Source organism: Nesterenkonia aerolata (assembly GCF_031470965.1).
Classification (GTDB): domain Bacteria; phylum Actinomycetota; class Actinomycetes; order Actinomycetales; family Micrococcaceae; genus Nesterenkonia; species Nesterenkonia aerolata.
In genome coordinates this window covers 264,248-289,290 of record NZ_JAVKGR010000001.1, presented here as the reverse complement: position 1 = coordinate 289,290, position 25,043 = coordinate 264,248, and the positions used below count along the sequence as shown (strand labels likewise).

The 25,043-nt window shown below is 66.0% G+C and carries 30 protein-coding genes and 1 pseudogene; 12 read left to right on the top strand and 19 right to left on the bottom strand.

What is annotated here, in order from left to right:
• Window positions 1–3: 3 nt before the first annotated feature.
• Window positions 4–978 (top strand): ATP-binding cassette domain-containing protein, encoded by a 975-nt coding sequence (locus RIL96_RS01330; protein ID WP_310547193.1) that lies wholly within the window; start codon window positions 4–6, stop codon window positions 976–978.
• Complete coding sequence (locus RIL96_RS01325) at window positions 975–1,844, top strand: ABC transporter permease (protein ID WP_310547192.1); 870 nt, start codon at window positions 975–977, stop codon at window positions 1,842–1,844. Before RIL96_RS01330 ends, RIL96_RS01325 begins: the two co-directional genes overlap by 4 nt.
• A 394-nt stretch (window positions 1,845–2,238) precedes the next feature.
• On the opposite strand, the gene RIL96_RS01320 is transcribed toward RIL96_RS01325, so the two are convergent.
• The 12 genes from RIL96_RS01320 to RIL96_RS01265 form a co-directional block, all read right to left on the bottom strand.
• The gene (locus RIL96_RS01320) at window positions 2,239–2,559 is read right to left on the bottom strand and encodes a hypothetical protein (RefSeq protein WP_310547191.1); all 321 of its coding nucleotides are present in this window, start codon (window positions 2,557–2,559) and stop codon (window positions 2,239–2,241) included.
• The gene (locus RIL96_RS01315) at window positions 2,556–2,885 is read right to left on the bottom strand and encodes a hypothetical protein (RefSeq protein WP_310547190.1); all 330 of its coding nucleotides are present in this window, start codon (window positions 2,883–2,885) and stop codon (window positions 2,556–2,558) included. The genes RIL96_RS01320 and RIL96_RS01315 overlap by 4 nt, the downstream gene beginning before the upstream one ends.
• A complete protein-coding gene (locus RIL96_RS01310) occupies window positions 2,885–3,736 on the bottom strand; it encodes a phage major capsid protein (protein WP_310547189.1) in 852 nt (283 codons plus the stop codon). Before RIL96_RS01310 ends, RIL96_RS01315 begins: the two co-directional genes overlap by 1 nt.
• A gap of 131 nt (window positions 3,737–3,867) precedes the next feature.
• Complete coding sequence (locus tag RIL96_RS01305; protein ID WP_310547188.1) at window positions 3,868–4,050, bottom strand: hypothetical protein; 183 nt, start codon at window positions 4,048–4,050, stop codon at window positions 3,868–3,870.
• The gene (locus tag RIL96_RS01300) at window positions 4,047–4,586 is read right to left on the bottom strand and encodes a hypothetical protein (RefSeq protein WP_310547187.1); all 540 of its coding nucleotides are present in this window, start codon (window positions 4,584–4,586) and stop codon (window positions 4,047–4,049) included. Before RIL96_RS01300 ends, RIL96_RS01305 begins: the two co-directional genes overlap by 4 nt.
• An 11-nt stretch (window positions 4,587–4,597) precedes the next feature.
• Entirely contained in the window at window positions 4,598–5,176 is a 579-nt protein-coding gene (locus RIL96_RS01295) for a hypothetical protein (RefSeq protein WP_310547186.1), read from the bottom strand.
• Window positions 5,173–6,474 carry a phage portal protein gene (locus RIL96_RS01290; protein ID WP_310547185.1) on the bottom strand — a complete coding sequence of 434 codons (1,302 nt, stop codon included), beginning with the start codon at window positions 6,472–6,474 and terminating at the stop codon, window positions 5,173–5,175. Before RIL96_RS01290 ends, RIL96_RS01295 begins: the two co-directional genes overlap by 4 nt.
• Window positions 6,471–7,940, bottom strand: coding sequence for a terminase large subunit domain-containing protein (locus tag RIL96_RS01285; RefSeq protein ID WP_310547184.1), 1,470 nt, complete (start codon window positions 7,938–7,940; stop codon window positions 6,471–6,473). The genes RIL96_RS01290 and RIL96_RS01285 overlap by 4 nt, the downstream gene beginning before the upstream one ends.
• Window positions 7,941–8,364: 424 nt before the next feature.
• Window positions 8,365–8,499: a hypothetical protein gene (locus RIL96_RS01280; protein ID WP_310547183.1), complete on the bottom strand. Its 135-nt coding sequence runs from the start codon at window positions 8,497–8,499 to the stop codon at window positions 8,365–8,367.
• A gap of 610 nt (window positions 8,500–9,109) precedes the next feature.
• Window positions 9,110–9,232 carry a hypothetical protein gene (locus RIL96_RS01275; protein ID WP_310547182.1) on the bottom strand — a complete coding sequence of 41 codons (123 nt, stop codon included), beginning with the start codon at window positions 9,230–9,232 and terminating at the stop codon, window positions 9,110–9,112.
• Window positions 9,233–9,321: 89 nt separating this feature from the next.
• Window positions 9,322–9,654 (bottom strand): hypothetical protein, encoded by a 333-nt coding sequence (locus RIL96_RS01270; protein WP_310547181.1) that lies wholly within the window; start codon window positions 9,652–9,654, stop codon window positions 9,322–9,324.
• 98 nt (window positions 9,655–9,752) lie between these two features.
• Entirely contained in the window at window positions 9,753–9,932 is a 180-nt protein-coding gene (locus RIL96_RS01265; RefSeq protein ID WP_310547180.1) for a helix-turn-helix transcriptional regulator, read from the bottom strand.
• Between the two features lie 159 nt (window positions 9,933–10,091).
• Here RIL96_RS01265 and RIL96_RS01260 point away from each other — a divergent pair, with 159 nt between their 5' ends.
• Together RIL96_RS01260 and RIL96_RS01255 are read left to right on the top strand one after the other, a co-directional pair.
• Window positions 10,092–10,781: a helix-turn-helix transcriptional regulator gene (locus tag RIL96_RS01260; protein WP_310547179.1), complete on the top strand. Its 690-nt coding sequence runs from the start codon at window positions 10,092–10,094 to the stop codon at window positions 10,779–10,781.
• Window positions 10,759–11,856 (top strand): tyrosine-type recombinase/integrase, encoded by a 1,098-nt coding sequence (locus tag RIL96_RS01255; protein WP_310547178.1) that lies wholly within the window; start codon window positions 10,759–10,761, stop codon window positions 11,854–11,856. The genes RIL96_RS01260 and RIL96_RS01255 overlap by 23 nt, the downstream gene beginning before the upstream one ends.
• A gap of 65 nt (window positions 11,857–11,921) precedes the next feature.
• Here the strand turns inward: RIL96_RS01255 and RIL96_RS01250 are convergent, their stop codons facing one another.
• A complete protein-coding gene (locus RIL96_RS01250) occupies window positions 11,922–12,290 on the bottom strand; it encodes a DUF4870 domain-containing protein (RefSeq protein ID WP_310547177.1) in 369 nt (122 codons plus the stop codon).
• 123 nt (window positions 12,291–12,413) lie between these two features.
• Here RIL96_RS01250 and RIL96_RS01245 point away from each other — a divergent pair, with 123 nt between their 5' ends.
• From RIL96_RS01245 to RIL96_RS01235, 3 genes are all read left to right on the top strand, one after another.
• A complete protein-coding gene (locus tag RIL96_RS01245) occupies window positions 12,414–13,268 on the top strand; it encodes an SIR2 family NAD-dependent protein deacylase (RefSeq protein ID WP_310547176.1) in 855 nt (284 codons plus the stop codon).
• The gene (locus RIL96_RS01240) at window positions 13,268–13,660 is read left to right on the top strand and encodes a DivIVA domain-containing protein (protein ID WP_310547175.1); all 393 of its coding nucleotides are present in this window, start codon (window positions 13,268–13,270) and stop codon (window positions 13,658–13,660) included. The genes RIL96_RS01245 and RIL96_RS01240 overlap by 1 nt, the downstream gene beginning before the upstream one ends.
• 116 nt (window positions 13,661–13,776) lie before the next feature.
• Complete coding sequence (locus tag RIL96_RS01235; protein ID WP_310547174.1) at window positions 13,777–13,947, top strand: DUF3117 domain-containing protein; 171 nt, start codon at window positions 13,777–13,779, stop codon at window positions 13,945–13,947.
• Here RIL96_RS01235 and RIL96_RS01230 read toward each other — a convergent pair.
• A complete protein-coding gene (locus RIL96_RS01230) occupies window positions 13,925–14,578 on the bottom strand; it encodes an O-methyltransferase (protein WP_310547173.1) in 654 nt (217 codons plus the stop codon). The two genes, RIL96_RS01235 and RIL96_RS01230, sit on opposite strands and share 23 nt — an antisense overlap.
• A gap of 140 nt (window positions 14,579–14,718) precedes the next feature.
• Here RIL96_RS01230 and RIL96_RS01225 point away from each other — a divergent pair, with 140 nt between their 5' ends.
• Entirely contained in the window at window positions 14,719–15,495 is a 777-nt protein-coding gene (locus RIL96_RS01225; RefSeq protein ID WP_310547172.1) for a hypothetical protein, read from the top strand.
• Between the two features lie 74 nt (window positions 15,496–15,569).
• Window positions 15,570–16,187: a twin-arginine translocase TatA/TatE family subunit gene (locus RIL96_RS01220; RefSeq protein ID WP_310547171.1), complete on the top strand. Its 618-nt coding sequence runs from the start codon at window positions 15,570–15,572 to the stop codon at window positions 16,185–16,187.
• Window positions 16,188–16,216: 29 nt separating this feature from the next.
• Here RIL96_RS01220 and RIL96_RS01215 read toward each other — a convergent pair whose 3' ends face one another.
• The gene (locus RIL96_RS01215; protein ID WP_310547170.1) at window positions 16,217–17,386 is read right to left on the bottom strand and encodes a CaiB/BaiF CoA transferase family protein; all 1,170 of its coding nucleotides are present in this window, start codon (window positions 17,384–17,386) and stop codon (window positions 16,217–16,219) included.
• Between the two features lie 38 nt (window positions 17,387–17,424).
• Here RIL96_RS01215 and RIL96_RS01210 point away from each other — a divergent pair, with 38 nt between their 5' ends.
• The 3 genes from RIL96_RS01210 to RIL96_RS01200 all read left to right on the top strand — a co-directional run bounded on the left by RIL96_RS01210 (window position 17,425) and on the right by RIL96_RS01200 (window position 21,233).
• Window positions 17,425–18,348, top strand: coding sequence for a LysR family transcriptional regulator (locus tag RIL96_RS01210; protein ID WP_310547169.1), 924 nt, complete (start codon window positions 17,425–17,427; stop codon window positions 18,346–18,348).
• Window positions 18,349–18,474: 126 nt separating this feature from the next.
• The gene (locus tag RIL96_RS01205) at window positions 18,475–19,656 is read left to right on the top strand and encodes an acyl-CoA dehydrogenase family protein (protein WP_310547168.1); all 1,182 of its coding nucleotides are present in this window, start codon (window positions 18,475–18,477) and stop codon (window positions 19,654–19,656) included.
• A 71-nt stretch (window positions 19,657–19,727) separates the two neighbouring features.
• Window positions 19,728–21,233, top strand: coding sequence for an APC family permease (locus RIL96_RS01200; RefSeq protein WP_310547167.1), 1,506 nt, complete (start codon window positions 19,728–19,730; stop codon window positions 21,231–21,233).
• A gap of 31 nt (window positions 21,234–21,264) precedes the next feature.
• On the opposite strand, the gene RIL96_RS01195 is transcribed toward RIL96_RS01200, so the two are convergent.
• The 4 genes and pseudogenes from RIL96_RS01195 to RIL96_RS01180 all read right to left on the bottom strand — a co-directional run bounded on the left by RIL96_RS01195 (window position 21,265) and on the right by RIL96_RS01180 (window position 24,901).
• Entirely contained in the window at window positions 21,265–23,103 is a 1,839-nt protein-coding gene (locus tag RIL96_RS01195) for a TRAP transporter permease (RefSeq protein WP_310547166.1), read from the bottom strand.
• A 12-nt stretch (window positions 23,104–23,115) separates the two neighbouring features.
• Window positions 23,116–23,283: a hypothetical protein gene (locus RIL96_RS01190; RefSeq protein ID WP_310547165.1), complete on the bottom strand. Its 168-nt coding sequence runs from the start codon at window positions 23,281–23,283 to the stop codon at window positions 23,116–23,118.
• Entirely contained in the window at window positions 23,280–23,795 is a 516-nt protein-coding gene (locus RIL96_RS01185) for a DUF1850 domain-containing protein (protein WP_310547164.1), read from the bottom strand. The genes RIL96_RS01190 and RIL96_RS01185 overlap by 4 nt, the downstream gene beginning before the upstream one ends.
• 12 nt (window positions 23,796–23,807) lie before the next feature.
• Window positions 23,808–24,901: pseudogene (locus RIL96_RS01180) on the bottom strand (TAXI family TRAP transporter solute-binding subunit).
• Window positions 24,902–25,043 lie beyond the last annotated feature (142 nt).

Sequence of the window (25,043 nt, the reverse complement as noted above, 5' to 3'; positions counted from 1 at the left end):
GAGATGACAGCGTCCTCTGACGCACCAGCTGTGGAGACCCACGGTCTGGTCAAACGTTTCGGTGCCAACGTCGCCGTCGACGGCATCGACCTGACCATTCCTCGCGGTGGGATCTACGGTGTTCTGGGGCCCAACGGGGCGGGGAAGACCACGGCGATCCGGATGCTGGCGACTCTGCTGCGCCCAGATGGCGGGCAGGCGTACGTGCTGGGCCATGATGTGGCTACTGAGCCGGCGACCATCCGCGAGAAGATCTCCCTGACCGGCCAGTTTGCCTCTATGGATGAGGACCTGACCGGGATGGAGAACCTCATCCTCTTCGCCCGGCTGCAGGGATTTAGCGCTAAGGGCGCGCGCTCGCGAGGCCTGGAGCTGCTGGAGGCCTTCGGGCTGACTGACGCGGCCAAGCGCCAGGTCAAGAAGTATTCCGGTGGGATGCGCCGCCGTCTCGATATCGCCAGTTCCCTGCTGGTGACTCCGCAGCTGCTGTTCCTGGATGAGCCGACGACGGGGATCGACCCGCGCAGTCGTATCCAGGTCTGGGACATCATCCGCACTGTGGTCGATGCAGGGACCACAGTGCTGCTGACGACTCAGTATCTGGAGGAGGCCGATGAGCTGGCTGATCGGTTGGCGGTGATCGATCACGGCCGGGTGATCGCCGAGGGGACCCCCGCGCAGCTGAAGTCGCAGATCGGTGCTGGGGCGCTGAGCATTCGTGTGGCCGACGGCGAGGACCGCGAGCGTGCGGCGCAGATCGTGGCCGCTTCTCTGGGTGTAGAAGTGACGCGGGAAGCCGATCCGACCGCGCTCTCGGCCCGGCTTGAGGCAGATACTGCGGTGTCACGGGCATTGGCAGGGCTGGAAGAGGCAGGCATCGGTGTGGAGAGCTTCTCCCTGGGGCAGCCCAGCCTTGACGAGGTGTTCCTCGCACTGACCGGACGCCCACAGGAGACGACGGAGGAGAACCAGCGATGAGCACTGAGACGAGCGCCGCACCCGCTGCGCAGGATCAACCCGAACAGCCTGACACCCATCCGGAGCGGATCAGGATGGTGCTGGCCGGATCCGATGGGCGGGCTCGCCGCGCCGGTCCGTTCACCGCCTCGCTGACCTACGGGTGGCGGGCGCTGCTGAAGATCAAGCACGTCCCCGAGCAGCTCTTCGACGTGACGATCTTCCCGATCATGATGACGGTGATGTTCACCTATATCTTCGGTGGTGCGCTGGCCGGATCTGTGGATCAGTATGTGCAGTGGCTGATCCCCGGCATCTTCGTCCAGACGATGGTGATGGTCACCATGTATACGGGTCTGACGCTGAACCGGGACATCTCCAAGGGCATCTTCGACCGTTTCCGCTCACTGCCCACGTGGCGCCCTGCACAGCTGGTCGGGGCGCTGCTGGGGGACCAGGTGCGCTACGTCCTGGCGGGAATCATCATCCTCAGTGTGGGCTTCGTGATGGGTTTCCGACCTGACGGCGGTGTCCTCGGTGTGGTGGCTGCGTTCATCATGCTGCTGGTGTTCAGCTTCTCGCTGTCCTGGATCTGGACGATGATCTCACTGCTGGTGCGCACTGAACAGGCGGCGATGGGGGTCTCCATGTTCATCCTCATGCCGCTGATGTTCGCCTCGAACATCTTCGTGGATCCTGAGACGATGCCGGACTGGCTGCAGGCTGCGGTGGAGGTGAACCCGGTCTCGGTGGTGGTCACCACGGTCCGGGAGCTGATGGGCGGCACCTATGATCTCGGTTCCGTCGGGCTCGTGGCACTGTGCTGTGCGGTACTGATCGCCGTATTCGGCCCGATCTCGATGTTCATCTACAACCGGAAGAGCTAGCCCACCTATGGCGGTGTCGGACGTTGTCTGACTTCCGCGTAATTCCGGGCTTCTTGGTGCTAGCGACATACGACGCTGCGTGATATCCAGCGCCCTTCGCGTTGTAAATCCGTTGCAAATCAGAGTGACCCCCACGCCCGCGAGGTGATACCTGGGGTATCAGGTGAGAAGTCCATTCTAGGGTGACCCCGCGTGGGTCAGGTGATGCGCAGTACATCACCTGTTACTCGTGATCCGTCTGGTAACGCTTACCAGTTGCACAGAGTGAGACCCCCCGCGCTCGTTGTTCACGGGGGGTCTCGTCCGTCGGCCGATGAGAGTGGGGCAGAAGGAAACCCCAACCGACGGGTCCCGGGGGATACACCGGACCTGGCAGAACAGGTCCCCCGGGGGTCTATGCGCCGCGGTACACGGCGGTGAACTCTCTGTGGTGCGGTCGCCCCTGGGCGGTGTGGGTCTGGACCTTGCCCTCGATCTCCATCTCCGCGCCGTCCCAGACCACTCGGGAGGAGTTGGAGAACTCGGGTGCCGTGGCGGGGATGATAACCCGGTAGCGGCCCGTGAGGGCCAGGTGCAGCCGCTGGTCGGGGTCCTCGGAGCCGGCGGGGAAGACCTGGGCGGGGATGTCGGTGTCCTCGTAGGTGGTGATCGGCTGTCCCCACCTGTCATGCGCGGTGGTGGCCACCCGCACGGTGATGGTGTCTTTGAGGATCATGACGCCCGTTTCCGGTACCGGTTGAGCACCATCGTCTCGGCCAGGGACCAGCCTTTGAATCCGCCGGAGTAGCGGACCGCGCCGACGGAATAGTGGATCTGTTCTGGATTGGCGACCAGCCGTGCTGCGGCGGTGGTGATGACCGCGGCGATGTCCTCGGCCACACCATCGGCGGTGAACCCGTTGCCGCGGGTGTAGGCCCTCGCCATTGCGGTGACGATGGGGACGTGCTCCTGGGCCAGGGTGGACACGCCCGTGTGTTCCCCGCCCTGACCCAGGAAGTCAGCCACGTCCTGCCCGGTGGGCAGTGCGACGTAGGTGTTCATCACTCGCCGCCGGTGCCGCCGTCGCCGCCCATGATGACCACGGCCTCCGGGCGCAGTAGCCCCAGATCCCACCTCGTGGTGACTCGGATGGCCTGCTGGTCGAACTCGGCGTAGCGCTGGTCGAGGATCTTCACCGAGGGGGCGGTGTCGCGGACCACTGCCACGCTGGAGAAGTCCGCGAGGATCGCCGTGCCCGCGGGGATCTTGTTCGAAACGGTCACCGGGACCCCGAACAGCCGATAGGTGGCGTCGCGGGTCAGGTCCGACTCCAGCAGGTAGCGTCCGTTTCCATCCTTGGCCTTGCGAAGGGTGATGAAGTCGGTGCCGTTGACCAGCAGCCGGTTCGCGGTCACCTCAGCGGCGGAGAGCAGCGCCTGGGCGTCGAGGACCGCGTCGGGCTCGGAGGCGTCGAACGCCGCCGACTGTGTCCCATCCTGGTGCAGGATGCCGGTGATGCTGTCGTTGGTCCCGTCGCCGGCCAGCAGCTGGTCATCCAGCATCTGTGAGATGTCGTTGACCATCCGGGCTTTGAGCACCGCGTCGAGGCCGACGATGGACTGTCGGGCCAGCTCGTTGCTGTACCGGGTGATGGACTTGATCGACTTCCGGGACTCGGGCATCAGCCGGATCTCTCCGAACTCGGCGGAGAAGTCGTCGGGGATCTGCTCGGACTCACCGACCACCGCTGGGGTGCCCGATCCCACCAGGGTGGGGATGCGCAGCGGGCTGGCGGAGTCGAAGACCTTGGGGCCTGCGGCGAGCACCACCGACTGGGCTTCGAGGGGCTGCAAGAGCATGGAGGAAACCTGCTCCTGCAGGAGCTCTGGGGCGTCAGCGCGGTTCATTGCCATGAGAAAGCTCCTAACGGTTGAGGTTCGAGATACGTGGTCATCACGCACCTGCTGGTGTGACCTCGGCCCGCCAGGAGCCTAGAGAGGGCCGGCCTCCAGGACCGACCCCCTCAGTATACCCCACAGGGGTACTAGGTGTCGTGTGTGTCAGGGTGAGCCCTGGCGATGTGCGCGAAGGCCCGGGCGTAGCGGATCGCTGACTCGTGCGACAGCGGGGCCTCGAAGCCCTTGCGCGTCCGATGGTCCATCTCAGCGGCCATCAGCTTCTCCAGGGCCTGGTAGAGCGTGTCTGCGACGCGGTCCCGTGCGCTCATCCTCCCGCTCCCGCCCGCAGCAGGCCCGCCAGGTCCACAGATGACGGATCGTGCGGCTGTGCTCCCTGCCCGATGGACCCGTGGGGCCGCCGTGCTGCCAGGTGGGGTTTGCGGGCCAGCAGGTCGTCCAGGGCTTCTGTGAGCGCGTCCTGGTCCTCCAGGTGGTCGGGGTCGAACTCCAGGTCGGTGGGGTCCGCCAGGCGTCCTGTAGCCGCTGTCAGAGCCGTGTGGAGTCTGTGGGCGTAGTCGTCGGCCTGCTTGGCGCGCTGACGGTAGCGGGCGTTCTCGTCGCGCAGCTTCTTGACGTACCTCCTGGAAAACGCGTCGGGCTCGCGGGGGTGTTCAGTGGACACCTCCTCCTCGGGGATGTTCTCAATCTGAGAACTTTCGGCGGGGGCGTTAGTGGCGGATTCGCCACTAACAGAGGTCGCGTCCGAAACGCGACCTTGCCCTGCCGCATCTGGAGTGCGGTTGGGCTTGCCCGCATTTGAAATGCGACCTGCCTGCTCGTGCTCGGTGGTGTCCTGCTCGGTCATGGTGTCCTCCTTCATCGGGCCAGGCGCTGTGCCTGGGATTTGGTCTGATAGTTCACACTGAGAACATTGATCTGGGGTACGGGGTGGCATCGGCAGCCGGTGTGCCTGGGCATGCGGTGTGTGGGCTGGAAGACCCGGCCCTCTCTCCACCACCAGGTGCAGAGTTGGCAGGCTCCGGTGTCGAGGCCGCGTGTCCATCCGGTGACTCGTCGCTCCTTCTGCATGGCCTGCTGGAATCCATCGGAGGCGGCCTCCATAGGCTCCGCAGTGGCCAATCGGTCCAACTGCATGGGGGTGTCCTGTGAGGCGGTGAGGATGGTCGCCAGGGCCGTGGAGAGCCGGTCGGCCTGTGATTCCGGCAGGGTCGCGGCCAGGGCGTAGGGCCGGCCGGTGGCCTGCTCGACGTAGGCCCTGAAATAGGCTTCCCCGGCGGCGGTGCCGCGCTGTCGGGCCACGTCCACCACCGTGGCGGCGGTGTCGATGAACTCCTCCCGGGTGATGGTCCCGGCCTCCATGAGGCTGTTGAGGCCGAGCAGGGAGGCCGAGGCCTGGGCACCGAGCCGGTCCACGATGTCCTCGTAGAGCTTCACGAGATCACCTGCCCGATCTCCGTACCGACCCTGTCAAGGGCTTCACCGCGCCTCTCGGCCCGGATCCGGGTGATCTGGTCCTCCGAGTAGCCCAACCGCTCCAGGGCAGACGTGGCAGGCAGCAGGCCCGCGGTGTAGAGCTTGACCACCGCGTCGGCCTCCTGAGCGGCGGAGCGGGTGGCCGGGTCGGCCCACACGATGCCCACGTCCGCTGTGGCGGGGTCGGTGCCGGTGGCCACCGCATGTGCCAGGGCCATGACCTTCTCCCAGGCCCGACCGAACGTGGCCTGACGTGCCTCGCACCGGGCGGTCAGGGAAGCCTCAGCGGCCCGGAGCCCGTCCGCGCTGGGCGGCTGATTCCCGGTCACACCCACATAGTGGGCAGGCAAGCTAGAGACCGCCATGATCTGGGCGACGATGGACCGGATCGCGGTCTCGTAGCTCGCCAGGTCGGAGGCCGGCAGCTGCCCGAATTTGGAGTCCGGGGCCTCGGAGATCAGCATCCGATCACCCTCCGGGTAGGGGTTGGTGACCTCTCCGTCGTCGTCCTCCTCCAGCTCGATGCCGGTGGCCCAGCGGCGCGGGCGGGCGTAGTTCTCACTGCCGACCATCAGGTCGGCCAGCAGCTTGTTCAGGCTGTCCTGCAGCGGGATGATGTCGCGCAGCTCGGAGACTCCGGGTTCCAGCAGCCGGTCGGAGTTGCGGAACTCCACCGCGGGGACCACTCCGAGGGGGTTGGTCACGGTCTCGGCGGCGGTGAACTGTGAGGCCGCGGTCGCCCCGTGAGACGTGGACGTGTACCGGGTGATCTTCTCCGGCTCGTAGACCACGGCCTCGGTGCCGGTGGGAGTCGCCCACTTCTTTACCGCGGCGGTGATGGTCCGGGTGCCGGGGTCACGCCGGGCGATCATCTGGTGAGCCGACTCCACCGAGATCACCGGCCGGCCGGTCTCATCGGCCCAGACGATGACGAACGCCGAGCCGAGGATCAGCGCCTCCCGGTGCAGGGTCGCTGAGAGCTGATCCAAGTCGTTGGCGGCCCAGGTCTCCCACAGGGCAGGGTCGTGTGCTCCGTCGCGGGTGAACCCGGTGACCCGCAGCCGCTCCGCGATCGAGGTCACCGCCAGACGGCAGTAGTTCGCCGACATCCGGGTCAGCCGGTTGGACAGCGCTTCTCGGGCTTCGGGACTCATGAAGCTCAGGGGCGTCTCCCCGGCGTAGTAACTGTCCAAGTTGGACAGTCGGTGGGCGCGGCCGTCGATCTCTTGAACCATGCTCTGCAATAGGGTGGTGGTCATCGTTTAAAGCTCCTTGCTCTACGTTTCTTGTTCTTCTTCATCGCCCGCCATTGCGCCCGTGAATGGCCCATCACGGCTGCGGCGGCCAGGTCGATGTGTTTGGTGGATCCGCGCCGGGACTTGTCCAGCCGCACCCCCCGATCGGATTCGTTGACCACGGCGTTACCGATGTGTCGGGCCAGCCGTTCATCCCCGGAATGAGACACCGCCCCGTTGACACAGGCGTTGTAGAAGTCCGTGGTCGCCGGGGTGATGCGGGCATGGGACCAGGGGAATTCGGAGACGATGATGCCCTCGCGTTCGAGCAGCTGCAGGCTGCGGGTCCACCGGAACGGGTCCGCGGTGACCTCCAGGACGTTCCATTGCCGGCAGGCCGCCCGGATGGTGTCCTCGACCTCCTCCACAGGCACCCGGTAGGACTCATCCCCACCGGGCTCCCACAGGCCCACCACGTCGAAGTGCGGTTCCATCGCCACCCGGGCGACCAGCACCGCGGTCGAGTCCGAGTTGAACGACCCGTCCAGGGCCAGGATCACATCCTCGCCGGGGCCGATCTCCTCGCCGGTGTTCAGCTCCTCCCACCGGCCCTCGGGCAGGAACGCCCCGGAGGTCTCGGTGACGAACTGGCACAGCCTGGCCCGCCGGAACGTCGATTCCCGGGTCTTGGGAGGCAGCAGAGCCCGGATGGTCTCCCGGTTGAGGAAATCACCCAGGGCGGGGTTCGCCAGCTCCCAGCAGTGCTCGCAGTCCACCGGGTGGTCGGTGAATCCGGCTGCAGAGAACTCCCGGAACACCAGGGTGGTGTCCTCCGGGTGCGCCCGGTGGTAGTCCCGCAGGTCCGTCAACACGCTGTCGTGCGGGTCCGGGCCAGGGGTGCCGATGCCGATCATGGTGGACTGCTCACGCTTACCCTGAGCCAGGGCGATGACCTCCCAGACATCCCGGTTGACGACCCCGACCTCATCCACGATGGCCAGCGTCGGGTCCAACCCCTCCAACGCCTTCGGTGAGGCCGGCAGCACCTGGAACGACGCGCCCCGGGCCGGGACCACCAGCCGGTCCTTATACACCTGCACCCGGGTGGCCAGCTCCTCCTCCAGCTCCACCATCCGGGACGCAGCATTGAATACGATCTTCGCCTGCCGCTCATCCACCGCGGCCACCACCACCGAAGCGCCCTCCTGGCCCAGCAGCAGGTCGTAGAGGCCCAGAGCGGCCACCAGCGACGACTTCCCCTGACCACGCGGCAGCATCCAGCCAGCCGTCGTCGGCCACGGCTCAGCGTCCAGCACGCTGGCCACCAGATCGACCTGCCAGGGCCTCAGCCGCAGCCGGTGCCCCGCACCCTTGCCCTTGGGGACGTTGACGAACTTCTCGCAGAACTTAGCGAACCGGGCCGCACCAGACACTCTGGGACGGAACGGCAGCGCAGAGTCATCAACCCTGCTCTTAGGCCCAGCCTTCATCGTTCACCGCCCTCCTGCATATTTATTCTACCGTCTGCATAATTATGTGTGATAGTTCCTGTGCCTTCTGCCCCGGGCGCTTCCTTCGACCTCGGCGACCCCATCCCCCCAGGTCTGGCCTGACCTCGAGCCCGGTTGCACGCTCCGCAGACCACGTCGATGTCCTGGAGTCGGATCGCCAGCCGCCGGCGGTGACGTTCCCACGCCTCCGGGGTGTGGTCAGCCTGGAGGTCGCTCACGGCTCCGCAGTCAATGCACCACGGCTGCAGTCGGCGCGCCTTCCGGGAGAGCCGATCCCACCGAGAGTCATAGCCACGCTCCTGCCGGGTGTACTTCTTCGCCGGCCGCTGCTCCCGGCGGACCACGGGGGCATGGACCTCGCAGTAGGAACCACCAGAGAGCTCCCCGCAGCGCAGACACGGTTTCATCTCCGCTCCTCCTGGTGCTTCACCCGGTTGCCCCGGAGATGATCGAGATCATCCCTCGGCACCTCATCGGGCAGTCGCTCCTCAGGCTCCCCGGAGGCGTTGAGGTGTTCGTGAGTATGAAGATGAGTCATGATGCCTCCCGTCGTGCCCAGGCCGGAGCCTGAGGCCGAAGTGATTGCAGTCGCTCGTAAGGGTCAGCCGGCTGCCAGTCCGGTGAGTCGGAGATTGAGGGAAGAGGAGATGAGAGGATCTCTCCGGTCTCACGATCGACTTCTTCGTCATTCCCTTCTTCCACTTCCTCGTCATAGCCACTTGGTGAATTGGGACTGGTAGAGGGACTGATGGGCGGGTACTCAGTACCCTGGGTCTCCGGGTACTCACTACCCGTAGTCGGGGACTCAGTACCCGTAGGGCTCTCAGTACCCGGGGGGTAGTCAGTACCCGTAGTCGGTGCTTCCCCCAGGCGGTAGTTATTGGCGAACCTCCGACCGTTGTGGATGCCCCCTCGGGCCACCAGGACCAGCCATCCCTTCCGGGTCAGCTCGTCCCGGACTCGCCTGACATAGCGGGCGTCCATGCAGAGCCTGCGAGCGACCTCAGCAGGACCGATGTAGATGCTACTGAGGTCGCCGCTGGATGCTCGCCAGTACTCCATCAGGACGGCCCGTTCTGCCAGGGATAGGTGCTCACGCGGTACGCCGTCGAGCGTTCCCAGCCAGGAGAACTTGGTGCCGTCTGCGCTCACTCTGCCTCCTGATCCCTCCGGGCGATCTCGGCCTGCCTCCAGGCGTCCATCTCGTCGGCCTCGGAGATGAGGTAGTCGGCGATCTTCCGCAGGTCACCGACGCCGGCCCGGTGCACCAAGCCCTGACGATTGTGGGTCCTATGGTGCGCACCGCTCTCCGGGAAGTGGCAATCATGCTTTGTGCACCAGGTGGGGTGAGCGTTGCTCATCACTGACCACCCGCCTCGGTGATGTAGCTCCGGCGGTCCAGTCCGTACTCAGCGACGACGGCCTCGGGGTCAGAACCTGTGGCGACTGCTTCGATGGCGGTGGCCAGCCAACCAGTGGTGACGTTCCAGGTGATGGCCAGATCGATGAGATCCGCCATGGTCCAGTCGTGGCCCCGCGCCAGTCGTCCCCAGGCCCTCTCCGAGGAGAGCTGGGTGCTGTTGCGCAGGTACCACTGCTGTTCGTAGAGGCTGAGGCCGGTGGCCGCGCTGATCAGATCGTTGATGGCCGCGTTCACATCGTTCTCGGCGGTGGCTTCGGTAGACTGTGTCATGACGGAACCTTCCTGTTGGTGGGTTTCGGTGTGAGCGGTCCGGAGAGCTTCTTGGCGGGAGACTCCGGGCCGCTTTTTCGTGTGGGTGGGTCGTAGCTTCATGCGCTGACCTCGTTCTGCTTGGCATAGGCGTCCTCCACGAACTCCTCGCAGTCGCTTAGCTTGTAGAGTCGCCGGACTCCGAGCTTCACTGACCGCGGCCCTTTCCCCAGGCTGTGCCAGTAGCGCATTGTGCTCGGGGTGGTCCGTAGGTACTCGGCGGCCTCCTCGGTGGTCATCAGTGGGTCAGTCGGGGGTTTTCCGCCTGTTTCGCGCCTCAAGGCTCCTCCTATGTCGAAAATGCGTCGTACTCGGTTACAGTGACGTGCTTTCATCGTAAATGCTCGAACATCGTCGCGCAACTTCCGATACACGCGGATTCTTCGTATGCTCGTGGCATGAGTGAGACAGAGGAGAGCAGCGAGTCCCCGGACGCTCGGGTTGCGGAGAACATCAAGGCACTGCGAGCTAGAGCGGGCATGAACCAGCAAGAAGTTGCGGACGCGATGCGAGAAGCGGGATTCAAGTGGTCCCAGCGCACGGTGTGGGCCGTCGAGAATGGTGGCGCTGAGGGAGGACGTCCTCTGCGCTTGGTGGAGGCGTACGAACTGCTGAACATCCTTGGGCGCAGTTGGAGGATGTCCACGGATGACTTAGTGGAACCTTCGGACCTGAAGGACTTCCGCAGGGAACTGGAAGAGTTCAATGACGCATCTGAATCGATGAGTAGCGCTTTAAGCAGTCTGTTCCTTACCGGGCGCAGTTTGGAAGAGAGGATGGACGATTTGGTCGCCTCGGGGGCCACTAGCTCGTCGGATTACGCACGCCTAATGTCCAGAGCTAAGTTGGAGTTGCGGCGTCGCTACCCATTGGAAACCGTTATATCGAGGATTGAGTTCGAGGGGCAACACTCATCGACGATGGCAGGCGAACTCGCTGCAGACCTGCGTGAAGTCTGGAAAACTCACCGACCTCGACTTGAGTACATGGACGTGACCCACCGGAATGAGCGAGCACGGGAACGCGCTGAAATCGAGCGGCGACTCCGGACGATGAGGACTGACCATGGCCTCGATCAGGAAGCGTGAGGGCAAGAAGGTCACCTCGTACCAGGTGGTCTACCGAGACCAGGAGGGGCGGTCTCAGACTGAGACGTTTCGGAACTTCAACGCGGCCAGAGACTTCAAACGGCGCGTCGAGTATGAGGTTCAGTCGGGGACTCACATCAGCTCCTCGGCTGGGAAGGTGACCCCCGCGGAGTTCTACGCGGAGTATCGCCAGCGGCAGGTCTGGGAGCCGGGGACGTATCGGAACTACGACGTGGCCATGCGGAGCTGTTCGTTCGCGGACGTGCCGTTCTCCAAGCTCAGGACAGCGCACGCGGAGAAGTGGGTCCGGGAGATGGCGGACTCTCTGGCACCGGGGACGATCCGCACCTACGTCCGTTGTGTGAAGTCCGTCCTGTCAGGGGCGGTGAGGGAACGGCACCTAGTACGGAGTCCGTTGGACGGAGTCCCCCTGCCGAGGCTGGGGACAGGTCAGATGCACATCCCGACCCCACAGCAGGTGGGGCAGATCCTGGAGGGGTCGGAGCCTCACTATCGGGCGCTCTGGGCCGTCTGCGCCTTCGCCGGACTGCGGGCGGGGGAGGCGGCCGGGTTGAAGGTTGAGGACGTGCGATTCCTCCAGCGGCAGTTGCGCGTTGAGCGGCAGGCGGGTCGAGATGATAGGGACGGCGGGGTGCTGGTGAAGTCTCCCAAGTACGCCTCGCATCGCACTGTCTACGTCCCTGATGCCTTGCTGGAAATCCTGGCTGCGCATATCGAGATGGGCACCAATGGCGACTGGCTGTTCTGGGGGAGTGGTGGTCAACCGCCCGGTCACAACGTAGTGGGCTACCAGTGGCGGAAGATGCTCGACGGGCTCGGCCTGGTGCGGTTCAGGCTCCACGATCTCCGCCACTACTTCGCCAGTGGGCTCATCGCTGCCGGGACTGACGTGGTAACGGTTCAGAAGCAGCTCGGCCACAAGTCAGCCTCGGTCACTTTGAACACCTATGCCCACTTGTGGAGCACCGCAGAAGACGTAACCAGGGAGGCAGTGGCCGGGTTGATGGACCAGACGATGGGCGCTCATGCTGTAAATACGGTGCAAAATGCCTAGGTATAACGCTCTGACATGGGGAAATGATGGGAGTCCGGACTACAACCGGAAATCATGAGCTGCGGTCAGCTGATGAATCGGATGCTGATCGGGTACCGGAACGGCCTGCGGTCGTAGGCGGCGACGGCGGCCATGATCGAGAAGATGATCGACAGCAGCCAGGCCAGGAACAAGATGAGGAATCCGATGAGGATGAACGTCGTGATCATACCGACCACGTAGGCGATGAACAGGGTGATCTGGAAGTTCAACGCTTCCTTGCCGTGATCATCGAGCATGCGGCTGCGCTGGCGGAACACCAGCCACAGCACCAGCGGTACCAGCCAGGAGAGGAACACTCCGCCCAAATGCATGGCCACACCCCACCCCTGCTCCTCACCGGTGCTCAACGGAGCGGGAGGCCCGGCGTCGGGATACTGCGGCTGCTGACTCATATAGCCCCCTAAGAAGTGTTTTCCGGCACCGACTCTGCTCGCTTCACCTGAGCGCGGTGCCGGTACTGACGATCATAGACCCACCCCTGACGCCAGCGGGGCGTCTCGGACTACGGTGGACCCATGCGCAGAATCAGCGACGCCGATCAGCTGCCCCGGGAACTGCTGGATCTCATCGCCGAGGCCCGGTACGTGGCTGTGCTCTCAGGGGCGGGGATCTCCGCCGAATCGGGGGTGCCCACATTCCGTGAAGTGCAGACCGGGCTCTGGGAGCGGTTCTCCGCCCAAGACCTCGCCACCGTGGAGGCCTACGAAGCGGACCCGGCGCTGGTGTGGACCTGGTACCGCTGGCGCCAAGCTCTCATCGAAGCCGTCGAACCCAACCCGGGGCACCGTGCATTGGCGGCATGGCAGCAGCACCTGGCCGCAGGTTCCGGTCGGCTCAGCATCTCCACGCAGAACGTCGATGACCTTCACGAGCGTGCCGGCTCTGAGGTGCTCGGTCACCTCCACGGCGCCATCGCCGCCCATCGCTGCCTCGACTGCGGCGCCGAAGCCACCCTGCCCCGCCCCGAATACGACGGCTCAGTACCCCCGCAGAACCCCGAAGAGCCCCCGACCTGCACCGCATGTGGCACCGGACGGCTGCGTCCAGGGGTGGTCTGGTTCGGTGAGATGCTCCCCATGGATGCCTTCGAAGCCGCTGCCGAGTCTGTGCGCACCGCGGATCTCGTGCTCGTCGTCGGCACCTCCGGCATCGTCCAGCCGGCAGCGTCCCTGCCGCTGCTCGCCCTGGAACGCGGCACCCCATTGGTGGAGGTCAATCCGGAGGACACCGAACTCACTGAGTACATGGACTACGCCGTCCGAGGTGGCTCCGGGCAGATGATCCCCCGGCTGCTCGCCGCCGCCGGCGTGCTGGAGAGCAACGGTTTCGCCAGTGAAGAGCCTCAGCCTGAGGCTCATGGGAGGCTGTGATGGAGTGGCTCTACGTCCTCGCCGCCGTCCTGGTGGTCCTGATGCTGGTGGTCCTGTTCACCGGACGCGGTGCCTCCTCCGGCACTGTCGACGAGATCCCGCTGCCGCGCGGCCTCAGCGCCGCCAACCAGCCAGCCACTGGGGCTTGGCCCACTGCCGAACAGCTGACCCAGCTGCGCTTCACCACAGCGTTCCGGGGCTACAGCCGTGAGGAGGTCGACGTGCTCATCGAGGAGATCATCGACCTGCTGCGCCACCACCAGGATCGGCCCGGCCCCCAGGCTCAGCAGCAGCTCGCCGCACGGGTGGCAGACGCCCGGTTCGTCGTGGTCCTGCGCGGATACCGGATGGAGGAGGTCGACGCCGCGCTGGCGCACTTCACCGACCACTGAAGCCCCTGACCCGCAGCGCTGAACGGCTCCGGGATGACAACCCCGCTGAGTACGGGATAATGGGGTGAGCGGGACCTCAGTCCCGAGATCCGTGCAACACCAGGAGGGAACACTCGATGGCCGCAATGAAACCGCGCACCGGCGACGGACCGATGGAAGTCGCGCAGGAGGGCCGCAGCCTGATCATGCGGGTTCCCATCGACGGAGGAGGCCGCCTGGTTCTCGAGATCAACGATGACGAGGCTCAGGCACTGAGGCAGTGCCTCATCGACGCCGTCGGCGAGTGACCGCGACGAGCAGCCCGGTCCCGGTGCCCAGCATCGAGGTCACCAGGTGCTCGTCCTCAAGGAGCATCTGCTCCACCCGACGCATCTGCACTGTTGCCCCGTCCCGCACTGCGGGGCGGGGCACAGTGTCGTCTGCCAGCGCATCGACGACGATCAGCATCCCCCCGTCACGCAGCATCCGCAGCGCGTGCCGGGCATTGTCCACCACATCACGCGGATCGCCGTCGAGCAGGACCAGGTCATAGCCGCCCGGGCTCATCCTGGGCAGCACCTCTTCAGCTCGCCCGGTGATCAGACGGGTGCGCCCAGCAGGGAAGCCACCGTCGCGGAAGGCCGTCCGGGCCGCGTGAAGTCGGTCGGCATCGACGTCGATACTGGTCAGCACCGCATCCGCGGCGGCACCGCGCAGCAGGGACACCCCCGAGATCCCCGCCCCCGTGCCCACTTCCACCAGAGTCCGCGCCCCGGCTGCCGCGGCCAGCGTGGTCAGCGCCGCCGCTGTTCCGCCGCTGACCGCCGAGACGCCCAGCTCTGCGGCGCGCTGCCGAGCAGCGGCCAGCACCGGGTCATCACCGCGGTGCTGCTCGGCATAGGCCCAACTGGCGCGTTTGACGGTCTGGGGCGAGGCCATCGGCGGGTCCGTCCTCTCTTCACGGGCAGTCACAGGTCTCACGCGCCGAGCCGGACAGCAGCGACGGCGCGCAGGTGTCCCATCCTATCGCCGGGTATCGTTCAGGCATCGGCAAGCTGGAGCGTCCACAATGGACAGTGATGTCATCCAGGAGAGTACTGGCTTCCGGGGGACCCGCGGCACGAGAACGTGCCAGCGAACCACGGGTTGCCATCCCCGCCGCGACCCGGGCACCACGCTCCGGGCGCTTCGTCGTCCTCTCTCTTCTGACTGCAGTGCTCGGACTGATGGCCGTGCTGATCACGGCATGGATCATCGGAGGCCGTGCCGTGGCTCCCGCCTCGGCCGAGGACCTTCTGGACGAACCGAGCAGCAGCGACGGTCAGATTCCCCTCGACGAGCTCGAAGACCTCGCCCCGCTGGGGTGGAACGTCGCCCAACTGGGACAGGACGGCTTCGGCTTCACCCCCGAGAGCGCCCGCACTGATGTGACCGAGGGGGTGCGCACCGTCACCGTGCAGTTCACCCAGGGTGACCGCCGCCTGGTGGTCGCAGAATCCCGACCCGAAGACCCCCAGGCGCAGCTGCCCTCGGCCCGCGATCGACTCGAAACCGGCCGTCTCCTCGACGAACAGCCCCCACCGCAGACCTCGGCCGGCACGGACCCGATGGTCCTCGTCGGCGGGGAATCCGCACAGATGCACCACGTACCGGGCGAGTCCACCTGGTCAGCAGTCGCCGGCGACGACGACGTGCAGTACCTGATCACCTCCGACGCCGACCCCTCCGAAGCGCGCCCCATCACCTCCTGGGTGATGCTCTCCGACCGCGCCCGGGTCACCGGCACTCCCGACGCCCCCTCCGGAGTGGACCGGATCCAGGAAGGCTTCTCCAAGCTGTTCACCCGGCTGCCGTGAGGCGGCAATCCCGGGAGCTGAGCGCCAACCCCCGGGATTGCTGTGCCGGTGAGTCGAGGCGGTAGATTTGTGCCGTGGGCATCAACGGTTATCAGCTGATCATCCTCGTGGTGCTGGCCCTGCTCATCCTGGGGCCTGAGCGCCTGCCTGACTATGCCAAGAAACTTGCCCACTGGGTGCGTCAGCTGCGCGTCCTCGCCCAAGACGCCCGGGTCCGGTTCAAGGAAGAGACCGGCACAGACTTCGACGACGTCAACTGGCGCCAGTACGACCCCCGCCAGTACGACCCACGACGCATCATCCGCGAGGCACTCGCCGAGGACTACGAGGAGACCCAGCGCGCTGTTGGGTCGGTCCGGCGCTCCGCCTCGTGGGGCACCGGATCCTCACGCGGCGGCTCGGCCAGCGCCAGGGAGTCTCACCCCCGGGCATCCGGCCTGGGGCCTTCCACCGCTACGCCGCATGACACCGCTATGCCGCCTGAGACCGCCACGAGCCCAGCCGCCGGGTCATCCGACCCTCGCGCGCTGTTCGGTGGTGGCTCGAGTGGGGCAGCGGCCTCAGGGGCAGTCGCCGCCGGGCTGGCCGGGGCCGCCTCACTGGGCGTGACCGGCCGCTCCGTCACAGAGGAATCTGAGCTGATCGACCACGCCGGGGTGCCGCCGGCGCCCTTCGACGTCGACGCCACCTGAGCCGGGCCACCGGGCCACGGAACGACCCGTCACTCAGTCGCCAGCCACTCCATGATCTCTTCACGGTGCTCGTCCAGCCGGGGCGGGGCCGCCTGATAGGTGATCTGCGAGCGGGACCAGCTCACCGGGTGCGCAGCCGAGGTCGACGTCGTCCCATCGGCGCGGGGGATCGCCGCCCGAGCCTGGAGTCCCAGCGATTCCGCATAGTCCAGGCTCTCCACCACATCGTTGACCGGAGCGCAGGGGACCCCGGCCTGCCGGAGCCGCTCCAGCCACTCGGACGTCCCGGCGGCGCTGAGCCGCTCTTCCAGCAGCGCCCGCAGCGGCACCCGTTCAGCATTGCGCCCACTCATCGACGACCATCGCGCGTCCTGGGCTGCCTCCTGGGCATCCAGCGCTCCGCACAGCCGGGAGAACTGGCGATCGTTGCCGCAGGCGATGATGATCTGTCCGTCGGCGGTGGGGAAGGGGCCATAGGGGAACAGGCTCGGATGCTCGTTCCCCATCCGCTGCGGCGAGCTTCCGGTGTTCGCTGCCGCCGAGGTCTGGTTCACCAGTCCGGAGAGCATGGAGGAGAGCAGATTCGCCTGCACATGCTGACCGGTGCCGGAACGGCTGCGCTCGTGCAGCGCTGCGAGGATCGCACCGTAGAGATGCAGCCCGGCGATGACATCGCAGACGGCGACACCAGCCTTCATAGGATCAGACTCAGCATCCCCGGTGACGTGCATCAGCCCGGATGCCCCCTGGACCAACACGTCATAGCCCGGCAGGTTCGCGCCCGGCCCCTCGTGACCGAACCCGGAGAGTGAGGCGTAGATCAGGTGCGGGTGCTCCGCGGCCAGAGACTCGTAGTCCAGCCCGAACTGGGCCAGCCCACCGGGCCGGAAGTTCTCCACCAGCACATCGGCCCGGGTCAACAGTCGATCGACCACAGCCCGGTCCTGGTCATCTCCCAGATCCAGGGCGATCGAGCGCTTATTCCGGTTGATCGCCTGAAAATACGTCGATTCCCCGTCGGTCTCCGGAGGTCGCCAGGTCCGGGTCTCATCCCCAGCCGGGGACTCCACCTTGATCACAGTGGCTCCCATATCGGCCAGCAGCATGGTGGCATACGGGCCTGCCAGTACACGGGAGAGGTCGAGGACGACGACGTCGGCCAACGGGCCGGATGCCTCAGGCGCAAACGGGGTGGTCATCAGCTCAGCTGTCCTTTCTCGGAAGATACGATGGTTGGATGGAGGTGCAGCAGGCGCGCGTATTCATCGCAGTGGCCGAAGAGCTGCATTTCGGCCGGGCGGCCCAGCGGCTGCGCCTGACACAGTCGGCGCTGAGCCGCTCGCTGGCCCAGCTGGAGCGCGCCCTGGGAGCCCAGCTGGTCGAACGCACCACACGCGCGGTCTCGCTGACCCCCGCGGGGGAGGCGCTGTTGCCCCACGCCCAGGAGATCGTGGCGCTGGTGGACCGCTCCGCAGAGATCGTCTCTGCGGCCTCGGCGGGCCGCACCGGACGGGTGCGGCTCGGATTCGCCGGGCCGTCGACCAACCACGTCGTCGGGCTGCTGGCCCGTGAGCTGCGACGGCGGCTGCCCGGGCTGCGGCTCGAGCTGGTCTCCTCGATGCTCTCGCACACCAGCCTGGGGCAAGTGCTCGAAGGTTCTCTGGACATCGCCCTGGGCCGCTGGGATGTGCTCCCTGCCGACGTCGCCTCCATGGTCATCACCCAGGAGGATCTGGTCCTGGCCATGCCGGAGGGCCACCGGCTGGCCCGCCATGCGCGGGTCGGGATGAAGGAGCTGGCCCGTGATTCCTGGATCGTGCTGCCTTCCGGCCCCGGCGCGGCTCTGCCGCAGCGTCTTCACGTGTTGGCGGCTCAGGCTGGTTTCGTTCCGCGGATCACTCAGATCGCACCGGACTCGGCGACGTCGATGGTCCTGGTGGCCTCCGGCTTCGGTGTGGCGCTGACTCAGTCCAGCGTCCAGCGGCATATCCACGCTCCCGGTGTGGTGTTCCGCGAGCTGACAGAAGCACCGGCACCATTGCCGGTACGGCTGATCTGGCGCCGCGATGACACCAACCCGGCACTGATCGAAGTGGTGGAGACTGCCCAGGCGCTGCATCCCTCCACCCTGCGTGCCGGTGAGCCTCGAGCGGCTCACTGATCAGCAGAAGAGCGCTCACTGATGACTCAGAATCATAGATCAGTGTTTTTGGGTGCGTCAGGCTGGACAATCTGAACAGCCGCATCACTGAACCGCATATCTCAGCACACTGATCAGGAGGGCCCTATGCCGACACATCGCACCGACCTGCTGAACATCGAGTCACAGTTCAGCGCCGAGGAGCTGCAGACCCGCGATCGCATCGCCGAGTTCGTGGACCGTCGGGTACGGCCTCATATCGCACAGTGGTACGATGAGGCGGTGCTGCCGCTGGAGCTCCTCCCCGAGATGGCTGAGCTGGGACTCTTCGGCATGCACCTGAGCGGCTACGGCTGTGCTGGGCGCAGCGCCGTGGAATATGGACTGGCGATGCAGGAGATGGAAGCCGGCGACTCCGGGCTGCGCACAGTGGTCTCCGTGCAGGGTTCGCTGGCGATGTCAGCGATCCACAAGCACGGCTCGCAGGAGCAGATGCAGCAGTGGCTGCCGAAGATGGCCGCCGGTGAGGCGATCGGCTGCTTCGCCCTGACCGAGCCCTCAGCGGGATCCGACCCCTCCTCCATGACCACCCGGGCTCGTCGTGAAGGCGAGGAATGGGTGCTGAACGGGCAGAAGCGCTGGATCGGCCTGGCCTCCGAGGCGCAGGTGGCGATCGTCTGGGCGCAGGTCGCCGATGAACAGGCGGGCAAAGACGTGGTCCGCGGCTTCGTCGTGCCGACGGACACCGCCGGCTTCACCGCCACCCCCATCACCGGCAAGCTCTCCATGCGTGCCTCCCTGCAATGCGATATCGAGCTGACCGACGTCCGCCTGCCCGCGGAGGCGATCCTGCCGGAGAACCCGGGTCTGCGCGGACCGTTCTCCTGCCTCTCTGAGGCCCGCTACGGCATCGCCTGGGGAGCGATGGGCGCGGCACGGGACGCCATTGAATCCGCCCTGGACTACTCCGCCGAGCGTATGCAGTTCGGCAAGCCGCTCGCCGGCTACCAGCTGACCCAGAAGAAGCTGGTGGATATGACCCTGGAGCTGAACAAGGGCCAGCTCATCGCACTGAACCTCGGCCGCGCCAAAGACGCCGGCACTCTGGAGAACCACATGATCTCGGTAGGCAAGCTGAACAACTGCCGCGCAGCCATCGAGATCTGCCGGGAAGCGCGGACTGTGCTGGGCGGCAACGGCATCACCGGTGACCACCCGCCGCTGCGGCACGCGAACAACCTCGAATCGGTCCGCACCTATGAGGGCACCGACGAGGTCCACACGCTCATCCTGGGCCATCAGCTCACCGGGGAGCCGGCCTTCCGCTGAGGCGTCATGTGGTGTATATCACCATATAGTGAGCGATCACCCATGATCGCCATATCCTGAGGGGAGGGGCCATGGGGTCCACGCAGAACATTCACGGTGAGAGTACCCACAGTGAGACCAGCCACGGTGAGACCGGCCGCGGTTTCCTGCCGTCGCTGGGGCGGATCGAGACACTGTTCCTCGGTTTCGGGGCGATGATCGGCTTCGGCTGGATCACCCTGACCGCCGGGTGGCTCAACAGCGCCGGAACCATGGGTGCGGTCACGGCCTTCGTCATCGGAGGCATCATCATGGCCCTGGTGGGAGTGGTCTACTCCGAGCTGGTCGCAGCGATGCCGCTGGCCGGAGGCGAGCACAACTACCTGCTACGCGGATTCGGCCCGCACCTGGCGTTCATCGGCTCCTGGGGCATCGTCGGCGGATACATCGCCGTCGTCGCCTTCGAAGCCGTGGCCATCCCGCGCACCATCGCCTATATGTTTCCCCAGGTCCACACGATCCCGCTGTGGGAGGTGGCCGATTCCCAGGTGTACCTGGTCTGGGTGCTCATCGGCTCCGGCACCGGGGTGCTGCTGACCTGGCTGAACATCCGCGGCATCAAACCGGCCAGCCTCTTCCAGACCTCCGTGGTGCTCTTCGTCGTCGCGATGGCCGTGGTCCTGATCCTCGGTGCCTTCGTCGGCGGTGAGGTCTCCAATATGGACCCCTGGTACACCGGCGGGGCAGCGGGGATCATCGCCGTCCTGGTGATGGTGCCCTTCATGTTCGTCGGCTTCGACGTCATCCCGCAGTCCGCCGAGGAGGTCAAGCTCCCACCGCGGAAGATCGGACGCCTGGTGGTGATCTCAGTGTTCATGGCCGCGGCGTTCTACATCATCATCGTGCTCACCACGTCCGTGGCCCTGCCCGCCGCCGAGATGATGGACTTCGACCTCGCCACCGCCGACGCCATGGGCGTGCTCATGGGCAACACCACCTGGGCCAACGTCGTCGTCGCCGGAGGGATCGCCGGGCTGCTGACCTCCTGGAACGCCTTCCTCATCGGCGCCTCACGGCTGATGTGGGCGATGGCGAACTCCGGGATGCTGCCCACCTGGTTCGCCAAGCTCCACCCGAAGCATCGCACTCCGGTCAACGCCCTGCTGTTCATCGGTGCGCTCTCCGTTCTCGCCCCGCTGTTCGGCGAGACCATGATGGTCTGGCTGGTCGACTCCGGCTCGCCCAGCATCGTCATCACCTACCTGCTGGTCAGCGTGGTGTTCTTGGTGCTGCGCCGCAGAGAGCCGGAGATGGAGCGGCCCATGCGCGTTGGCGGCACCTCTGAGGTGCCGGGCATGGTGATCGGCATCGCCGCAGTGGTCTGTACCGCCGGGATGCTCGTGCTCTACCTGCCGGGTATGCCGGCCTTCATGGAGCCTCAGCCCTGGATCATGTTCGGCCTCTGGTGGCTGGCCGGGATGGCCTTCTTGGTCAGGGTCCCGCGCGGCATCGGCCCGGGCCCCGACGCCGAAGAGCGGCTGGTAGCCCGCCTGGCACAGCTCGGCCGTGGCCCCGGGACCGCGGCACACCGGCGCTGAACGTCCCCGATCCCGGAAGCCGTTGGCGGCCTCAGATCGACCGCAGGCTCAATATGTTCTGCGACTTCGCCCGCACCATCTGGACGGCCAGGACGAGGACGACGAGACCGGTGCCGATGAGGTCCTGCATCCGGTCCGGGCTGAGCATCAGCAGCGCGCCGGCGGCCAGCACGATCCGCGAATACCAGGGCACCGGGACCATGAAATGGCCCTCCAGTGCGACGGAGAGCAGCAGCACAGCGATGATCGCTGAGAAGAGGACGGTGACACCGGTGCCCAGCGTGACATCACGCATCAGCAGGTTCGGATCGTAGACGAACATATACGGAAGCACGAAGCCGGCCGCGGCGAGCTTCAGTGCCGCGAAACCGGTGCGCATCGGGCTGCCCCCGGAGATGCCGGCCGCCGCGAAGGCCGCCAGCGCCACCGGCGGGGTGATGTTGGCGAAGAGCCCGAAGTAGAAGACGAACAGGTGGGCCACCAGCGGCTCGACGCCCAGCTCGGTCAGTGCCGGTGCCGCCATCGTCGCAGTGACGATGTACGCCGGAATCGAGGGCAGCCCCATGCCCAGGACCAGGCAGGCGATCATCGTCATCACCAGCGTCCAGAACAGCACCCCGCCGGAGAGCGAGACGATCGCCCCGGCCAGCGTCAGCCCGAAACCGGAGAGCGAGACGACTCCGACGATCACACCGACTGAGGCACAGGCCACTGCTACGCCGATCGCCGAGCGGGTGCCATCCTCCAGAGCCTGCAGGATGTCGCGGAAGCTCATCCGAGTCGTCTTGCGCAGCATGGCGATCGCCACGGTCACCAGGATCGTGAGGAAGGCCGAGTAGAGGATCGTGCGCCCGGAGAAGAAGAGCATGTAGATGAGGAAGCCCAGGGGGATCAGCAGATGCCCGCGTTCCTTGAGCACTTCCAGCACCGCCGGCAGGTTGTCCCGGGAGACCCCCTTCAGACCCATCCGGGTGGCGCGCAGATGGATCTGGGCGATCAGGCTCAGGTAGTACAGCAGCGCCGGAACGATCGCCGCCAGCGCCACCTGGGTGTAGGGGATGCCGAGCGTCTCAGCCATGATGAACGCGGCCGCGCCCATGATCGGCGGAAGGATCTGCCCGCCCACCGAGGCGGTGGACTCCACTGCGCCGGAGAAGGTGCGGGTGTAGCCGACCTTCTTCATCAGTGGAATGGTGAAAGCCCCCGTGGAGACCACATTGGCGATGGCCGAACCGTTGATCGAACCCATGAATCCTGAGGCGATGGTGGCGACCTTCGCCGGTCCGCCGCGGGTCTGCCCGGCGATGGCCAGGGCGAGGTCATTGAACAGCGCCGACATCCCGGACTTCGCCAAGAACGCCCCGAAGAGGATGAACAGGAAGATATAGGTCGAGGAGACCCCGACTGCGGTGCCGAAGATGCCCTCAGTGGTGGCGTAGAAGCTGTACGCCATCGTATCCCAGTCATAGCCGCGGTGGCGCAGCAGCCCCGGCATATCCCGGCCGTAGAGGCCGAAGAGAATGAACAGCAGAGCCAGGATCGGCAGCGCCCAGCCGGTGACCCGCCGGGCCGCCTCCAACACCAGCACCACCAACAGGGTCGAGACCATGATGTCGGTCTCGGTGAACCGTCCTGCCTGGAGCACCACCTGCTCGTAGTTGCTCATCAGATACCAGGTCGGCACCAGGGCCAGCAGCGCCAGCACCGCGTCGATGATCCGGAAGACCGTGCCCTGAGCGCGCCGCGTCGGTGGGTAGAGCACGAAGACGAGGAACAGGATCAGGCTGACGTGGATCGATCGGTGGATCAACGTCGGGGGAGTGCCGAAGTACGCGGTGTACATGTGGTACAGCGCGGTGAAGATCGCCACCCCGGAGATCAGCTACATCAGCGGCTTCCACGCGGTGGTGCGCACGCGGGACTCGGAGTCGAACTGAGCGGCGACTTCTGCCGCCTCCTGCTGCTGACGCTTGCGCTGTTCCTCAGACTGCGCGGTGAGCGTGATGCCCTCGTCCTCGTGGCTGGGGTCGGGCCTGCGCGGTGTGCTCATAGGGGTCTCAGCTCCAATGGTTCGCGGTGGGGAAGATCTGCGGCGTCGATGAGCGACTCATCGCCGTCGATGCCGATCCGGTAATCGACCTCGTGGGAGTGGATCCAGCGGACGGCCTCGAACGGGCGGTCGATCTCGGTGATGATGACTCGGCCGTCCTCGATGCGGACCTCACCCTCATCCATGGGCATCCCGGCGCCATAGGCCTCGAGCTCTGTGCGGATGAGGGTGAGGCCGTCGGCCTCGCATCGGTAGGTGTCGCTCCACCGGGAGAGCTCGATGGAGTGGAGCCAGGAGTGGGTCAGCAGCATTCCCGGCTCCAGGGGGATCTGCGCGTAGATCTCCTCGCTGCGCTGATGCCGGCACACCAGCTGCGGCCCACCGGTGCCGAGTCCTGAGCATCCGGCAGCGGACACCGCGACGGCGGCGACTGCTGCCAGACCGGTGTGGCGCAGCAGCCGCCGCCTGCTCAGTCCGGTGGTATGCCCGGTCGAGCCCGGCGTGTGGTGCACAGCGGGGAGGGGTCACTCGTCGCCGGAGACGTCGACGTCGTGTTCTTCGAGGTAGCGCTCGGCGCCGGGGTGCAGCGGAACGGTGAGTCCTTCTGCGGCGTTCTCGAGCTCGATGTCCTCGGCGGCGGCGTGGGAATTGTGGATGGCGTCGATGTTGTCGAAGAACACCGCAGTGATCTCATAGACGGCATCCTCGCTGAGCTCGGAGCTGGCCATCAGGTGATTGGTGACCCCGACGGTCTCCACGGCCTCCTCCTGCAGGTAGGTGTCGCCGGGGATCTCGTCCTCGGTGAAGTAGTCGTGTTCCTCGAGCAGGGTCTCCTTCCCCTCGCCCTCGATCGGCACGATGATGAAGTCAGTGTTCGTGCCCAGCTCGGTCAGAGAGGGGTTCGGCACACCGGAGGTGACGAAGGCGGCGTCGATGTGCCCGTTGGCCATCTGGTCCGTGGCTTCCGCGTAGGAGAGGAAGTCAGCGTCGATGTCGTCGTAGCTCATGTCATAGGCGTCCAGGACCACCTGGGCGTTGAGCTCGACGCCGGAGCCGACATCGCCCACGGCGACGCTGCGGCCCTCGAGGTCCTCCACCGATTCGATGCCGGAGTCGGCGGTGGCCACGATCTGCAGGTGTTGGGGTAGAGCGCGGCGATGGCCATCAGGTTCTCGCGTGCGTCATCCTCGAAGGGCCCGGTGCCCTCCAGTGCCTGGACGTTGGCATCGCCCATGGTGAAGGCGATCTCGGCGTTGCCGTCGGTGAGCATGTTGATGTTCTCGGCCGAGGCGCCGGTGGCCTGGACTGAGGTGTCGGAGTCGAGCTCGTCCGCCAGTAGGTCCGAGAAGGTCGCACCGACCTGGTAGTACACGCCGGAGGAGCCGCCGGTGGCCAGAGTGAGGAATTCGGTGTCCAGGTCACCGACGTCCTCGGCGTCAGCGCTGTCTCCGCCATCGCCGTCGTCCGAGCCGCAGGCGGTCAGGGCCAGTGCGGCGACGGCGGCGAGGCCGACGGCGCGGCCATAGTGGCTGCGGCGCAGCAGGGCGGGGTTCTCAGCGGTGGAGGTGGCTGATGCGCCAGGCGTGATGGATGTGCTGGTCTTCGTGGTGCGCGTCATGGTGCGTGGGTCCCCTCCCGACCGAGTCGGCAGTCAGCGCCGCTGCGGCCTGTGATGTGATACGAGTAACACCATTATGCATTGTTGCATGCAACATGCAACCCGGTTATGTTGTGTGTCACACCGACACTGTGAAGGGCGG